Genomic DNA, 14,779 nt, shown 5'->3' with positions numbered 1-14,779 from the left:
CACGGCCCGCTCACGCAGTTCGTCTGGGTACTTCTTCGGTGCTGGCACTGCTCCACCCTTCCGTGGCTTCAGTGCCTCCATCAATCCCGGGGCGGTTCAATGCGATCGACTCGCCTATCTGCTCGTTGAGCACCCGGTCCAATCGTCGGAAGTTGGAGCGCCCTCGCTCTACAAAGAGGCAGTCGATGCGTCGAGCCTCGCGCATGTCCTTGGCGGTCCGCGCGATGAGGAGTGGGCTGCCGTCCGTGCCATCGTCGTAGACCCCTCGACCAGCGTGGGTGTCCACGTAAACCAGGCGCTGATCCGACTCGTTAGAACCAGCCTTGCCTGCGAACTTCGGGAAGTAGCTCGCCAACAGCTTGTGCTTGAAGACTGCGGCGGCCTGCTTGGAGACGAAAAACGGATCGGAGCTGCCTTCCCTGGCGTTCTCGCCACCCTCCTCGCCAGTTAGCTCTAGGCCCTCGACGTCGTCGAGGTAGCTGGGTTCCTCGAGGGCGAACTCGTCCTCGGTGCCGTCCTCGTCCGCTGGCCCACTGTCCGGCTCCCCGTTGCGCATGGCGGGAGTGTCCCAAACAGGGGCGACAACTGGGAGCGTTCCGGCCCGAGTCCGACTCGTTGAACCGAACCTCGGACCTCCTAGCCCACTCGGTCATATTCCCAGAGCCACGCCTTGTGCTCGGTTGGGGGTCCGCGTCCGCGTGGGCGTACGGTGTCGGGACGAGGGGCGTCCCCCGAGCCCCTCCAGGAGCCGCGACCGCGGATGTAAACGCGCGGGCTGCCTCAGCGACCGGGGGAAGCTCCGGCGGCGCGCTCGCGGGTAGGGCTGGCCGGCTTGGGCCGCCCGAAGTAGTACCCCTGGCCGTGCTCGGCACCGAGCTCGCGCAGGATGGCCGCCTGTGCCGCGGTCTCGATGCCTTCCGCCACGAGGGTGGCGCCGACCTCGGCGGCGTAGGTCGCGACCGCCCGTGCCGCGGCGCGGCAGGCCGGGTCGTCCTTGACGTGCCGGACGAAGGCGACGTCCAGCTTGATGATGTCCGGTGCCAGCTGCGTCAGGTGGGTCAGGCTCGCGAAACCGGCCCCGGTGTCGTCGATGGCCAGGCGCAGGCCACCGGACCGAAGCGGGGCCAGCGCTTCCCGGACGGCGCCGTAGTCGGAGATCGCCTCGTGTTCGGTGAGCTCGATGACCAGGCGGTCGAGAGAGCTGCCACCGAGCAGTTCCGCAGTGCGCGGATCCAGCACCGTGTCCGGCGCAAAATTGATCGACAGGTAGATGCCGGGCGGCAGGGCCGGCAGCAGCTCGACTGCGCTGCGCGCGGCGGTCAGCTCGACGTCAGGGGTCCGCCCCAGCCTGGCCGCCTCGGCGAAGATCTCCAAGGGGGAGACCGCGGAGCCATCCGGCCGGGCGAAGCGGGAGAGGGCCTCGTACCCGACGGTGCGTGCGTCGGCGAGCGTGACGATCGGTTGCAGGGCGACGGTGCGGCCACCGCCGTGGACGACAGCATCGAGCTCGGCGCGGGCCTGGCTGCGGGTCCGGACCTGCTCATGGTGATCAGCCAGGCCCTGCCCGATCAGCCCCGCGACGATGCGGAGCGCATCGAGCTGCGCGGGCGTCGGAGGTTCGGTAGGAGCACTGCTCAGCCCGCAGAGCGTGCCGTACAGGGCGCCGTCCGGCAGGCGGACGGGGACGCCGCAGTAGGCGCCGGCACCGATCGCCTCCGTGACAGGCATGGCGCCCAGCACGGGATGGGCCGGCACGTCGGGGACCGAGGCGGGGACCGCGCCGCTGAGCATCAGTTCGCAGTAGCCGTCCGTCGTGGGAACGGTGAGGCCTTCGGCCAACCGCGGGGCGGTGCCATCCGCTTCGACGAGCGCGAACTGCTGCTCACCCCCGCTGATCCGCGAGAGGAACGCCAGCTCCATGCCCAGGACGGTGCGGGCGGTGCCGAGCAGCCGGCGCACCGTGACGGGCGGGTCCGCTGCGGCCGGCACGTCGTCCGTGCGCCGCTCGTCGGTGAGGTGCAGGCCGGCCAGCAGCAGCTCGGTCGTCGCACGGCTGCGGAGCCGTTCGATGGCCAGCCCGGCCTGCTGGGCGAGCGCGGCGGTGACGTCCGACTCGGCTGGGGTGAAAGCCCGGCCAGCTGCTGAGCGCTGGAGGACCAAGGCGCCGACGACGTCACCGCCGGCGGTGACGGGCACCGCCAGGCGCGGAGCTGTCACCCCGGACGCGCGTGCGGGCGTGGCGGCCTCCGCGGGTTTTGGCGCTCCTCCTCCGGACGCCGCAGACGCGGTGCAGGAGGTTGTACCATCCGGTCCGGTCAGGTGACCCGTCACCTTGACATCGAGGACCAGGGCGGCGACGGCTCGGATCGTCTGCTCAAGCGCTGCCTCTTCATCGACGCAGGACGCTATCGACTGGACCGCAGCCAGTGCCTTGGCGGTGCTCATTTCGTACGGAACGGCACCGTCTCGCGCGCTCTTGCGGCCGCCGCACCCGACGTCACCCATTCGAGGCACGGTCAGCCAGCGGGTGGTTCAAAGAAGGTGAGGCACGGCGACCCGAATGCCCTAGGCAATTGCTTGCGTGCGGACAGTTACAACACTCCTGCAGATGGGTGACGGACAACACAGTTGTAAGTCATGGTGCTCTGCATGCGCATGTGGCGTCCCCACCGGGCGGGGCGGGTGATGGCCGACGATGTCAACGCGAGTGCTCGCGCGGATCACCGGAAGCGGCTCTTCCTCCGGCTGTTCATCGCAGCCGCAGTGGTGGAGATCGCCTTCGGCGCGCTGCGGCGCGGCTCTGACGCCCGGGAGTTCCTCGACGGGGCGCGCGACTTCGAGGCCGTGAGCGGTGTCGTAGCACTCTCGTGGCTGCCGGTGATGGGAGCCATGCTGGCATTGGCCGTGCACCAGCTGGGCTGGTTCCGACGACGGCGGCACGAGGACCGCCAGGCCCTCGACGCGCTCGCCGCCGGCTCCTCCGAATGGGTGTGGGAGGCCAACGACGACCTGGTCGTCACCGCCACGAACGAGCGTGTGCAGGACGTCCTCGGACGGTCGCCGCGAGACGTCGTCGGCCGGTCACTGTTCGACCTGCTCGCCCCGCACGAGCGGTCCCGGGTCCAAGCCGTTGCCCGTAGCGGTCTCGCCGCCACGGGATGGCGGGACCTGGAGGCGGAGTGGCGGCGCGGCGACGGGACGGACGTCGTCCTGCAGGGGAGTGGGACGTGCATCCGTGATGCCCGGGGCGGGCTCGTCGCCCTGCGCGGCAGCAACCGCCCGGTTCCGCTGACCCGGACGGCGCTGCGGGCTCGCGCCGCCGTCCGGTGGGACGTGGAGGAGATTCTGGCGCGCCGGCGGGTGGCGATCGCGTTGCAGCCGATAGTGGAGCTGCGGACCGGGCGGGTGGTCAGCGCCGAGGCGCTGGCCCGCTTCGCCGAACGGACGCCGGACGAGATGTTCCGGCGGGCCGAGAGCGTGGGCCTGGGCAGGGCCCTGGAGCTGCTCGCCCTGCAAGCTGCCCTTCCCCTGGTAGCCGATCTGCCGCACGGGGTCGCGCTGGCGGTGAACGCCTCCCCGTCGCTGTTGCACGACGCCGAGCTGCCGCGGCTGCTCACGGAGCAGCCACAGTTGGACCGCATCGTCCTGGAGATCACCGAGCGGACGCAGATCGACTGCTACGTGCGGCTGCACGATGTCCTGGCGCCGCTGCGTGCGCGCGGCATGCGGCTGGCCGTCGACGACACGGGCGCGGGTTACTCATCGTTGTCGCACGTGCTGCAGCTCCGCCCAGACATCGTCAAGCTGGACCGCTCGCTCATCTCCGCGCTGAACACCGACCCGGCGCAGCGCAGTCTGGTGACCGCGGTCGCGCTGTTCGCCCGTGAGATCGGCGCGACTCTGACCGCTGAAGGGATCGAGACCCCGGAGCAGGTGGCGGTCCTCACCGAGCTGGGCGTGGCCAAGGGGCAGGGATTTTTCCTAGGCCGCCCGACGGAGGTGCACACCGAATTCCCAAGCCTAGTGGAGCTCGGGCGATCCACGGATCGCCGGCGGGGGATGGATCTGCCCGCCGCTTCCTGAGCCGCCCTGCGGGGCGTCCTCGTGGTCCTCCGGCCCAGGGCGACACGGCACGGAGCAGCCACCCCGCAGGAGTGAAGCGGTGACTGGCACAGGTTCGGCGCACCCTCCGCGGAACCGATGGGTTGTGCGTGATCGATGTGCTGGCCACGCCCCTCCCGCAACGCCTCCGCGTGCATGCTCCCTCCTTCCTCCGCCGGCTCCTCTCGGCGGCCCGGCCGGTCGTCGCGACTCCTCGGGTGGTGGCCGTGACGACAGGCGGGCTGTTCCTCGCCGGGGGCGCAGTGGTCACGGCGGCCACGCTGATCGACCCGACCGGCTTCGGCGCCGAGATGGCCATCAGGGTGCTCGCGGTGATGGCCATCTGCTTCGGCGTGGTGTCCGCGGTGCTGGGCGCCCGACCGCCCGCTTGGGTCACGCACGTCTTCGTGGCCGCCGGCACCGGTCTGATCAGCGCTGGTGTGGCCCTCGCCGACTCCCCCACGGTTGCGACGGCGCTGGCCTGCCTCATCGTGCTGATCGCCGTCGACAGCGCCTTCTTCTTCGCCTGGCCCGCCGCGCTGCTGCACCTGGTGGCCGCCGTCGCGTGCTGTGCGCTCGCCCTCGGCCTACCGGGTGGGCCGGGTGCTTCGGTCGCCGTCGTGGTGGGTGGGCTGGCCGTCGCCACCGCCGCCGTGGTCGGCTGGCTGGTCCGTGCAGCCGGTGCCGCGGAGACCGATCCCCTCACCGGGTTGGTCAACCGCCGGGGCCTGGACCGGGTGGTCGACGAGACCGTCACCGCCGCGGGGCAGTCGGGCCGGCCGGTCAGCCTCGCCGTCGTCGACGTCGACCACTTCAAGGACGTCAACGACCGCGCCGGGCGCCGCGGCGGCGACCAGCTGCTGGTCGACCTGGCCGCGGAGTGGCGGCCAGCACTGCCACGGACGGCGACCCTGGCGCGGCTCGGTGGCGACGAGTTCGTCGTCCTCCTCCCGGGCCTCCGGCTGCCGGCCGCCGTGTCCGTGCTGCAGCGCCTCCGCGCGGCGACCCCGGCGCCGCACACCGTGTCCGTGGGCGTGGCGCAGTGGGAACCGGAGTCCCCGTCCAGCATGCTCCCTGATGCGGACCACGCCCTCTACGAGGCCAAGCGCGCCGGTCGCAACCGCATCGCCCTCCACGAGTCCACCAGCGCTCTCCGCGGTGAGGTGCGGCGCGCCCTGTCCGAAGGGGAACTGGTCGTGCACTACCAGCCCGTCGTGACCCTGTCCGAGGGCAGGGCGGTGGGCGCCGAGGCGTTGCTGCGCTGGCAGCACCCGCAGCGGGGGATGATCCCTCCGGCGGAGTACCTCCCGTTGCTGGAGGGCTCCGAGCTCATGGCCGAGATCGACTTCTTCGTCCTCGCCGAGGCGTGCCGCCAGGCCCTCCGCTGGCGGGTCTCCGGCGGCCCGGCCACGGTCGCCGTCAACGTCAGCGGCGACGAGCTGGTCGACCCGGCCTACGCCGACCGCGTGGCCGCGCTGCTCGAGCAGGTCGGCCTGCCGCCGTCCGCGCTGGTGCTCGAGGTGACCGAGTCGTCGCTGGCCGGGGAGTCGGACGCCGCCCTCGGCACCCTGCGCCGGCTGCGAAGCCTGGGGGTCGCCATCGCGGTCGACGACTTCGGCACGGGGTACTCCAGCCTGACCCGGCTGCCGGTCGACATCCTCAAGATCGACCGGTCCTTCGTCTCGCAGATCCGCCGGCCCGACGACGCCGCACCCGTGGTGCAGGCGGTGCTCGCACTGGCCCGAGCCTTCGGCCTCGACGTGATCGCCGAGGGGGTCGAGCACGCACACCAGGCGCAGGTCCTCCACGCACTCGGGTGCGCGCACGCCCAGGGCTACCTCTACGGCCGCCCGGCCGACGCCGCGCAGCTCCACCAGGACACCACCGCACGAGCCGCTGCCACGGCCACGGCGGTGTCCTTGGCCGGTTGAGCCGAGGTGAGGCGTGTCGGCCCGTGTCGCGGGATGACCGGCTGGGGGCGTCGCGGTCATCGACCCGGTCCTGTCGACACGAAGGCGGGAAGTCCGCGCAGCACCCACCGTGCGAGCGGCAGTTCCGGACGCGCGGCAAGCCGTGGGGGTCATCGACGGACTCCGGACGTCGGCATGTCGATGGTGGACCGGCTGGTCACCGTCGCGTGCGTAACGATCACGACCACGAGTCCACAGGCGTGCCGTGCGACATCCGGCCGTGCCCAACACTCTGCGAGCGCTACCGGTACTGCCTCGTCCGACGGAGGGAATCGCTGCCGGAGCGGCCCATCCGGCTTGGGGCTGGTCCCACTCCGGCGACACGCTTCGATCCGAACGGATGGACCCATGGCACAGAACGCGCTCACGGACCCCGCGCCGCGACGTAGGAGCCCGCTCGGCTTCTTCCGCGACCTCAGGACGGCGCGCAAGCTGCTCGTCGGCTTCCTGCTGGTGGTGCTCACCACCGTCGGCGTCGGCCTGCTCGGGCTCAAGGAGCTGAGCGCGGCCGAGCACCGCCTGGAGGTGCTCGTCACCGACCGGGTCTCCGCCACCCAGCAGCTGGGCAAGCTGGAGGCTCGCTTCCAGACCCTGCGCTACCGGGTCACCGACCTGGCCGTGGCCGAGAACCCGGCGCGCATCGCCGAGCTCGAGCAGCGCATCGCCGAGCTGGACGCCGGTATCGAGGAGATGCTGGTGTCCTACAAGGACGGCCTGACCGGCCCGCAGGTCGCCCTGGTGGCCGAGCTCGAGGACAAGCTTGCCGTCTACATGCAGGTGCGCGACGCCGAGCTGATCCCCCTGGCCCGGGCCAAGGACATCACGACCTTCGTGGCCACCCGGCTGGCCAAGGCCTCCCCGCCTTCGGACCGCGTCGCCGAGATCACCGACGAGCTGGTGGAGCTGGAAGCCCAGGAGGCCGCGCAGAGCCTCGTCGAGGCGGAGGATTCCTACGGCTCTGCGGTCGCGCTGATCAGCACCGTCATCGCCGTCGCGGTCCTGCTGGGAATCGGGCTCGCGGTGCTGCTGGGCCGGGTGATCGCCCGCCCGCTGGACCGCGCCGTCGTGGTGCTGCGGGGCGTGGCCGAGGGGCGGCTCGACCAGCGTCTGGACGCCGACACCCGCGACGAGGTGGGGCAGATGGCCACGGCGCTGAACACTGCCATCGGGAACATGGCCGAGGCCATGCGCGCCATCGGCGGCAGCGCGCAGACCCTCGCGGCTGCCTCGGAGGAGCTCTCGGCCACCTCGGGCCAGATGTCGTCCAACGCCGAGGAGTCGGCGACCCAAGCCGGCACCGTGTCGGCGGCTGCCGAGCAGGTGTCGAGCAACGTGCAGACCGTCGCCGCCGGCACCGAGGAGATGGGCGCCTCCATCCGCGAGATCGCGTCGAACGCCGCGGCGGCCAGCCAGGTGGCGGCCAAGGCGGTGAGCGCCGTCGAGACCACGAGCGCGACGGTGAGCAAGCTGGGCGAGTCCAGTGCCGAGATCGGCAACGTGGTGAAGGTGATCACCTCCATCGCCGAGCAGACCAACCTGCTCGCGCTGAACGCCACGATCGAGGCTGCGCGGGCAGGTGAGGCGGGCAAGGGCTTCGCGGTCGTGGCCAACGAGGTCAAGGAGCTCGCGCAGGAGACGGCGAGGGCCACCGAGGACATCGCCCGCCGGGTGCAGGCGATCCAGGGTGACACCGGCGCCGCCGTGGCGGCGATCGAGGAGATCAGCACGATCGTCGCGCAGATATCCGACCGTCAGACGACCATCGCCTCGGCGGTGGAGGAGCAGACCGCCACCACCAACGAGATGGCTCGCAACGTGAGCGAGGCGGCCGCCGGCGCCACCGAGATCGCCCGCAACGTCACCGGGGTCGCCCAGGCCGCCCAGGAGACCACCAGCGGGGCGAACAACACCGCCCAGGCGGCCGGGGAGCTGTCCAAGATGTCCACCGAGCTGCAGGAGCTGGTCGGCCGCTTCCGCTTCTGACCGATCCCGCTCTCCGCCCGTGCCCCGTCCCCGCTTGCCGCGGACGGGGCACGGGTGCGGCATCGGCGCATGCCCAGCTGCGGCCATCCGAGGCCGGGCCCAACCGGGTCCCGCCGAACGTGCCGGCAGCGCCGGAGGTCATCCCGCTGCTCGGTTGAGGCGGGCTGTCGCGGCCAGCTCGTGACGGCAGCAGCTGTGATCCCCGGGGGCACAGGGGGGCTGTGGACATCCTGCCGTTTCCTCGGCGCGGCGCTCGGGAACGGAGTCCCGCGAGGTCGAGGAGGCGGCTGTTCGGATGGCGGAGCGGATCACCTGGGAGACGTGCCCGAGCTGTGGGGATCGGGCAGCCGCCGGATGGGAGGGCTCGACCTTGACGGAGATCGACTGCGTCCGGGGTTGCGCGTTGGAGGAGGCGCACGTCCTCCAGGCGCGGCTGCTGTGCCGTCCTCCCCAGGCGGTTGACCGGCCTGAGCGGTGAGAGCGCTCCGGCGGCTCCCTGGCCGCGTGCCGCCCCGAGCTGGACCAGCGTCGTCGGCGTGCGTCGGTCGGCCTCGGCGCGGCGGGCAGCCACACATGCAGCGGCGCGGTGAGGCCGTCGGTGTCCCGAGCGCAGCCGCGTGCCGAGGAGGTCAGCCGTCCTCCATGGCGTCGCGAGCGATGTCGAGGTCGACGATCAGCTGCCCGACCTCCTCGTGCCCCAACGGCCCGACGCGGTCCAGGAGAGCGGTGGCCGTCTTGCCTTCGAGCTGGGTGACCGTCACGCTGCCGAACTGCGCCTGGTGCGCACTGTGCGGGAGGGGGCGTTCGCACCAGGAGGGACATGATCTTCCTCCCGGCAACGCCTTGAGGTGAACCATCGCCCGATGGTCCGCCTCTTCGGTGCGGACGGGGTCGTGCCGCGCCGACGGCGCCGTCTTCCAGAGAGGTCGCGCCAGCTCGGTGGAGGCCGCGCCTGAAGAAGTCAGGGCTGCTGGAGCGGATGCCCCCACCGCAGGACCGGGAAGCGGGCGAAGCCCCGGTCGGTGGTGATCCACTCGCTGCCCGCAGCTGTGGCGCCGCGGCACAGCTCGGTGAAGATGCCCCGGTGGCGGAGGATCACCTCTGGTCCATCGAGCGAAACAGGCTCGCGGAGTCGCCGAGGTCGATCCCGGCCTGGAGACCGGACCCGTTGAAGGGTCGCAGCCGATGGGGCTCCACAGCCGTCTGCTCGTTGCGGGACAACGCCTCGCGCAGCGCATCCTCGATGATGGAGATCAGAATCCGCCCCGACCGGGCGGCCACCTCCTCGGCGCGGCGGAGGACGTCGTCATCCAGGTCGAGGGTCGTCCGCATGCCCCGAAGCATGCTCGCCGTGCAACTCCATGCACCAGTCGGAGCGGGGGCTGGTGGGGGAAGACGAACCGTCCGCCACGTTGCCGACGCGAGCTGCCGATAACACCGGGAGAGGCGCCGTCGGCGGACTCGGCTTCAGTTCGCCGGCTCCCGCGCCGAACACCCAGCGGGGCCACCCGTGCCCCGTCGCGACGAGAGAGAAGGCAGCAGTGGACGGTCTGGACGACATCGTCGAGGAGTTCCTCGTGGAGAGCCACGAGAACCTCGACCAGCTCGACACCGACCTGGTCGCGCTCGAGCAGGAGCCCGACTCCCGCGAGCGGCTGTCCAGCATCTTCCGGACCATCCACACCATCAAGGGCACCAGCGGCTTCCTGGCGTTCAACCGCCTGGAGGAGGTCACCCACGTCGGGGAGAACATGCTGTCCCGCCTGCGGGACGGCGAGCTCGCCTTGACCCCGCAGCGCACCAGCGTGCTGCTGCAGATGGTGGACACGGTCCGCTCCCTGCTCACCTCCATCGAGGCCACGGGCGGCGAGGGGTCGGTCGACGTCTCCGCCGTCGTCGCCGACATCAGCGTCGCCATGGAGGACGGCCCGGCGCCCGCGGCCGAGGCCCCCGCCGCGGCGGAGACCGCCGTGGAGGCACCCGCGGCCCAGCAGGCCCCCGCCGAGAAGGCCCCGGCGAAGAAGGCCCCCGCGAAGCGGGCCCCCGCCAAGCGCGCGCCGCGCGCCGCGGCCGTCCCCGCTCCCGCCGTCGAGGAGCTGCCCGAGACCCCGCAGGAGGACCTGCGGGCCGACCTGCCCGAGGAGCCGGTCGCGCCGGCCCCCGTCGCCGAGGAGCACCCGGTGCCCGAGCCCGCCGTCGCCGACCACCCCGAGGGGGACGGCGTCCCCGCCTCCGACGCCGCCGGCGGGCAGGCCCGCCGCGCGGTCGCCGACAGCACGATCCGCGTGGACGTCGACCTGCTCGACGAGCTGATGCTCCTGGTCGGTGAGCTGGTGCTCACCCGCAACCAGATCGTGCAGAACGTCGCCCGCCAGACCGACACCGACCTGATCCGTGCCTCGCAGCGGCTCAACCTCATCGCCAGCGAGCTGCAGGAGGGCGTCATGAAGACGCGCATGCAGCCGATCGACCACATCTGGTCCAAGCTGCCGCGCGTCGTCCGCGACCTCGGCCTGCAGCTGAAGAAGTCGATCCGCCTGGAGATGGAGGGTCGCGACACCGAGCTCGACAAGACCCTGCTCGAGGCGGTCAAGGACCCGCTGACCCACCTGGTCCGCAACTCCGTCGACCACGGCATCGAGGCCCCGGAGGCCCGGAAGAAGGCCGGCAAGCCCGCCGAGGGCGTGCTGACCCTGCGCGCCCGCCACGAGAGCGGCCAGGTGGTGGTCGAGGTCGCCGATGACGGCGCCGGCATCGACCCGGCCAAGCTCGGCGCCAAGGCCGTGCAGCGGGGCCTGCTCACGCAGGAGGCGCTGAACCGGATGAGCCCGGCCGACGTCCTCCAGCTGATCTTCCTGCCCGGCTTCTCCACCGCCGCCGCCGTTACCAACGTCTCCGGCCGCGGTGTCGGGATGGACGTCGTCAAGACCAACATCGAGTCGATCGGCGGCACCATCGAGGTCGAGTCCGACCCCGGTGTGGGCACCGTCTGCCGCCTGCGCATCCCGCTGACCCTGGCGATCGTCCCGGCGCTGACCGTCGAGTGCGCCTCCGACCGGTACGCGATCCCGCAGATCAGCCTGCAGGAGCTGGTCAGCCTCGACGCCGAGAAGGCCGCCAACGCCGTCGAGGAGGTCGGTGGGGCGCAGGTCTACCGCCTGCGCGGCGAGCTGCTCCCGCTGGTCCGGCTCACCGACGTCCTGGGGCTGACCTCCGAGCGGCACGACGGCCACGTCGTCATCGCCGTCCTGCGGTCGGAGGGCCGGCGCTTCGGCCTCGTGGTCGACCGGGTCATCAACACCGAGGAGATCGTCGTCAAGGCGGTCGGCGGCCAGCTCAAGGCGATCGGCCTCTACTCGGGTGCCACCGTCCTGGGCGACGGCACCGTCGCGCTGATCCTCGACGTGCAGGCGCTCGCCCGCCGCGCCCTGCGCACCGAGACGACCGACCGGCAGGAGGCGCGCGCCGGCTCGCTGCAGACGGTGTCGGCCGAGACCGACCGCCAGCGCATGCTTCTCGCCGCCATCGGCGGTGGCCGCCGGGTCGCCATCCCGCTGGACACCGTCACCCGACTGGAGCAGGTGCGCACCGAGTCGGTCGAGAAGGTCGGCAACCGGGAGGTCGTGCAGTACCGCGGCGCGATCCTGCCGATGGTGCGCCTCGACCGGCACCTGGGCGCCTACGGCGAGACCGAGCGCGAGGTGCTCGAGGTCATCGTCTACTCGGACCACGGCCGCAGCGTCGCGATCGTCGTCGAGGAGATCCTCGACATCGTCGACGGCGAGGCCGCGGTGCGCAGCGACATCGACGACATGGGCCTGCTCGGCTCCGCCGTCCTCGGCGACAAGGTGACCGAGCTGCTCGACGTCCGGGCCGCGATCCTCGCCGCCGACCCGGCCTTCTACTCGGCTCCCGCTTCTTCCTCGACGCCGGCCGGCGTCCCCGACTCCCTGCTGGAGGTCTGACGTGACCGCTCCGACCCGCTCGCTCGCCCCCGCGACCAGCGGCCAGCTGGCCACCTTCCGGCTGGACGGCGACCTCTACGGCATCGAGGTCGAGCACGTGCAGGAGGTGCTGCGCAGCCAGCAGCTCACCCGCGTGCCGCTCGCCCCGACCGCCGTCGCCGGCCTGATCAACCTCCGCGGCCAGGTGGTCACCGCCATCGAGCTGCGCGAGCGGCTCGGCCGGCCCGCCCGCCCCGAGGGCACCGACCCCGTCGTCATCGTCGTCCGGCTGCACGGTGAGGCCGTGAGCATGCTGGTCGACTCCATCGCCGACGTGGTCGACGTCGACGCCGGCGACTTCGAGGCGCCGCCGGACACGCTGGAGGGCCAGGCCCGTGAGCTGATCCGCGGCGCCTACAAGCTGGACGGGAAGCTGCTGCTGGCGCTCGACGTCCAGAAGGCGCTCAGCGCGTAGCGCACCTCATCCGCCGGACGGCACCGCGACCGGCATCCTCGGCCCCTGGTCGGGCGGCTCCCCGGAGCAGCTGCCCGACCAGGGGCCGAGCCACGTCGGTCGTCAGGGTTCCCGGTTCCGCCCCGGCCGCCGGGCAGGACCGTCCGCCGCACCGAGCCGGACGGCGACGGTCAGGCCGCCGTCGGGACCGTTCCGCGCGCTGACACCGCCGCTGTGCGCCGCTGCGACAGCGGCGACGATCGCCAGCCCGAGCCCCGCGCCACCCCGCTCGTGCCGGGCGTCGTCCATCCGGCTGAACCGGTCGAACAGGGATGGCAGCCGGTCGGGCGGCACGCCCGGCCCGGTGTCCCGGACGGCGATCTCCGCGCTCTCCGCGCCGGTGGCGCGCACCTCGACGGTCACGGCGCCGCCCTCGGGCGTGTGCCGCAGCGCGTTGTCGACGAGGTTGGCCACCGCCCGCTCCACCCCCGCCGCATCGCCGCGGACGACGGCGGCCCCGGTGGCCCGCAGCTGCACCCCCTGCCTCGCCGCGAGCGTGGCGAACCGGGCGACCACCCGGTCGACGAGCTCGTCGAGGTCCAACGGCCCGGACGCCTGCAGGTGGCCGGCGTCGGCGCGCGCCAGCACCAGCAGGTCGTCGACCAGGCCCGAGAGCCGGCCGGCCTCGGCGAGCGCCGTGTCCAGACCCCGGCGCACCGGCTCGTCAGCGGTCCTGTCGCGGGCCAGCTCGACCTCCGCCGTGAGGATCGCCAGCGGCGTCCGGAGCTCGTGGCTGGAGTCGGCGGTGAACGCCCGCTCCCGGGCGACGGCGGCGGCCAGCCGGTCGAGCATCCTGTTGAGCGTGTGCACGAGGCGGCCCACCTCGTCGGGGCGCGCAGGCGGGGACAACCGGCGCGAGAGGTCGGCGGCGCTGATCGCCAGGGCTTCGTCGGTCGCCCGCCGGACCGGCGCGAGCCCCCGTCGGGCGATGCCGTAGCCGAGGAACCCGGCGAGAACGGTGGCCAGGGCCGCGGCCGGCACGAAACCGGCGACGAACGCCTCCTGCGCGTCGGACACCTCCTCGAGCTCGGTCGCCACGACGGCGACCGCGTCGCCGTACGGGACGGCGAGGGCGCGCAGGTCCTCCCCGTCCGCGGTCACGGTCCGCAGGACGACGTCGTCCCGGGCCCGGGCCAGGTCGCCGGCCCCGAGCAGGGGTGCCCGCGGTACGTCGTCGCCGGCCGATCCCACGACCCGGCCGCCGTCGACGACCTGCACCGTGCGGTCGGCGAGGTCCAGCCCGAGCCCGTCCTCGTCGACGACGCGGCCGACCAGGTCGTCCGGCAGGGCGGCCGCGAGGTCGGCCAGCCGCTGGTCGACCCCCTCTCTCAGGGCGTTGCCCAGAAGCACGTGCACGACGACGCCGACCAGGACCAGCAACGCGCCCAGCGACGCCGTCGACAGCGCCGCCAGGCGCATGCTGATCGGCATCCGCGAGACCACGCTCACGGCGCCGGATCCGCGCAGGCCACCCGGTAGCCGGAGCCCCGCACGGTCTGCACCAGATCCAGGCCGAAGCGCCGGTCGATCTTGTCGCGCAGGTACTTCACGTAGACGTCGACCACGTTGGACTGCCCGTCGTAGTCGTGGCCCCAGACGTGCTCGAGGATCTGCGCCCGGGAGAGCACGTGCCCGGGGTGGCGGAGCAGGAACTCCAGCAGGGTGAACTCGCGGCGGGAGAGCTCCACGACCTGGCCGTCGCAGCGCGCCACCCGGGCCGCCGGGTCCAGGGAGAGCGGCCCGCAACCGAGCACCGCCGGCCGCGGGGGCGCCCCGCGGCGGTGCAGGGCGCGCAGCCGGCCGAGCAGCTCGGTGAAGGCGAACGGCTTGACCAGGTAGTCGTCGGCGCCGGCATCGAGCCCGTGCACGCGGTCCGGGACCGCGTCCCGGGCGGTGAGCATCAGCACCGGCGTCCACACCCGGCGGTCCCGCAAGGCGCGGCAGACGGCGAAGCCGTCCATGCCCGGGAGCATCACGTCGAGCACGACCGCGTCGTAGCTGCCGGCGGAGGCGCGGGCGAGCCCGGCCGGCCCGTCGGCGACGGCGTCCACGGCGTACCCGGCCTCTGCCAGGCCACGCACGAGGACGCCGCGCATGTTGCCGTGGTCCTCGACGACCAGCACCCGCATGACCCCAGGCTGGCACGACGGGATGAGGGGACGGTGAGAGCGGCACCCGCGGGCAGGTGCCCGCCCGGCCGGCGGGCCGGCGATGAGAGGTGAGCTCAGGTCCGGCTCATCGGATCCTCATCCGGCGCGGGCACCGTC

At 72.6% G+C, this 14,779-nt stretch carries 12 protein-coding genes; 5 read left to right on the top strand and 7 right to left on the bottom strand.

Features of this window, described 5'->3' with window-relative positions:
• Positions 1 to 10: 10 nt before the first annotated feature.
• The gene (gene tcmP, locus E9529_RS17475; RefSeq protein WP_236832545.1) at positions 11 to 556 is read right to left on the bottom strand and encodes a three-Cys-motif partner protein TcmP; all 546 of its coding nucleotides are present in this window, start codon (positions 554 to 556) and stop codon (positions 11 to 13) included.
• 224 nt (positions 557 to 780) lie between these two features.
• Complete coding sequence (locus tag E9529_RS17470) at positions 781 to 2,445, bottom strand: EAL domain-containing protein (protein ID WP_236832544.1); 1,665 nt, start codon at positions 2,443 to 2,445, stop codon at positions 781 to 783.
• Between the two features lie 192 nt (positions 2,446 to 2,637).
• Between E9529_RS17470 and E9529_RS17465 the strand changes: the two genes are divergently transcribed.
• The 3 genes from E9529_RS17465 to E9529_RS17455 all read left to right on the top strand — a co-directional run bounded on the left by E9529_RS17465 (position 2,638) and on the right by E9529_RS17455 (position 8,054).
• On the top strand, positions 2,638 to 4,083 hold the full coding sequence (locus E9529_RS17465; protein ID WP_236832543.1) for an EAL domain-containing protein: 1,446 nt from the start codon (positions 2,638 to 2,640) through the stop codon (positions 4,081 to 4,083).
• Between the two features lie 245 nt (positions 4,084 to 4,328).
• On the top strand, positions 4,329 to 6,032 hold the full coding sequence (locus tag E9529_RS17460; protein ID WP_236832542.1) for a bifunctional diguanylate cyclase/phosphodiesterase: 1,704 nt from the start codon (positions 4,329 to 4,331) through the stop codon (positions 6,030 to 6,032).
• Positions 6,033 to 6,419: 387 nt separating this feature from the next.
• Positions 6,420 to 8,054 (top strand): methyl-accepting chemotaxis protein, encoded by a 1,635-nt coding sequence (locus tag E9529_RS17455; RefSeq protein WP_236832541.1) that lies wholly within the window; start codon positions 6,420 to 6,422, stop codon positions 8,052 to 8,054.
• Positions 8,055 to 8,683: 629 nt separating this feature from the next.
• Here E9529_RS17455 and E9529_RS22170 read toward each other — a convergent pair.
• From E9529_RS22170 to E9529_RS17445, 3 genes are all read right to left on the bottom strand, one after another.
• Complete coding sequence (locus E9529_RS22170) at positions 8,684 to 8,815, bottom strand: hypothetical protein (protein WP_255709373.1); 132 nt, start codon at positions 8,813 to 8,815, stop codon at positions 8,684 to 8,686.
• 200 nt (positions 8,816 to 9,015) lie between these two features.
• Positions 9,016 to 9,153, bottom strand: coding sequence for a hypothetical protein (locus E9529_RS17450; protein WP_236832540.1), 138 nt, complete (start codon positions 9,151 to 9,153; stop codon positions 9,016 to 9,018).
• Positions 9,150 to 9,386: a CopG family transcriptional regulator gene (locus E9529_RS17445; protein WP_236832539.1), complete on the bottom strand. Its 237-nt coding sequence runs from the start codon at positions 9,384 to 9,386 to the stop codon at positions 9,150 to 9,152. Before E9529_RS17445 ends, E9529_RS17450 begins: the two co-directional genes overlap by 4 nt.
• A 209-nt stretch (positions 9,387 to 9,595) precedes the next feature.
• On the opposite strand from E9529_RS17445, the gene E9529_RS17440 reads away from it, so the two are divergent.
• Both E9529_RS17440 and E9529_RS17435 read left to right on the top strand, forming a co-directional pair.
• Positions 9,596 to 12,019, top strand: a complete 2,424-nt coding sequence (locus E9529_RS17440) for a chemotaxis protein CheW (RefSeq protein WP_236832538.1) — start codon at positions 9,596 to 9,598, stop codon at positions 12,017 to 12,019.
• A 1-nt stretch (position 12,020) separates the two neighbouring features.
• On the top strand, positions 12,021 to 12,473 hold the full coding sequence (locus E9529_RS17435) for a chemotaxis protein CheW (protein WP_236832537.1): 453 nt from the start codon (positions 12,021 to 12,023) through the stop codon (positions 12,471 to 12,473).
• Positions 12,474 to 12,575: 102 nt separating this feature from the next.
• On the opposite strand, the gene E9529_RS17430 is transcribed toward E9529_RS17435, so the two are convergent.
• A complete protein-coding gene (locus tag E9529_RS17430) occupies positions 12,576 to 13,961 on the bottom strand; it encodes an ATP-binding protein (RefSeq protein ID WP_236832536.1) in 1,386 nt (461 codons plus the stop codon).
• Positions 13,958 to 14,641, bottom strand: coding sequence for a response regulator transcription factor (locus E9529_RS17425; protein ID WP_236832535.1), 684 nt, complete (start codon positions 14,639 to 14,641; stop codon positions 13,958 to 13,960). The genes E9529_RS17430 and E9529_RS17425 overlap by 4 nt, the downstream gene beginning before the upstream one ends.
• Positions 14,642 to 14,779: the final 138 nt, after the last annotated feature.

Origin of the sequence: Blastococcus sp. KM273128, assembly GCF_021698975.1 — a bacterium.
Lineage (GTDB): Bacteria > Actinomycetota > Actinomycetes > Mycobacteriales > Geodermatophilaceae > Blastococcus.
Note: the sequence above shows the minus strand (reverse complement) of the source record. Positions and strands in the feature narration are given on the sequence as shown.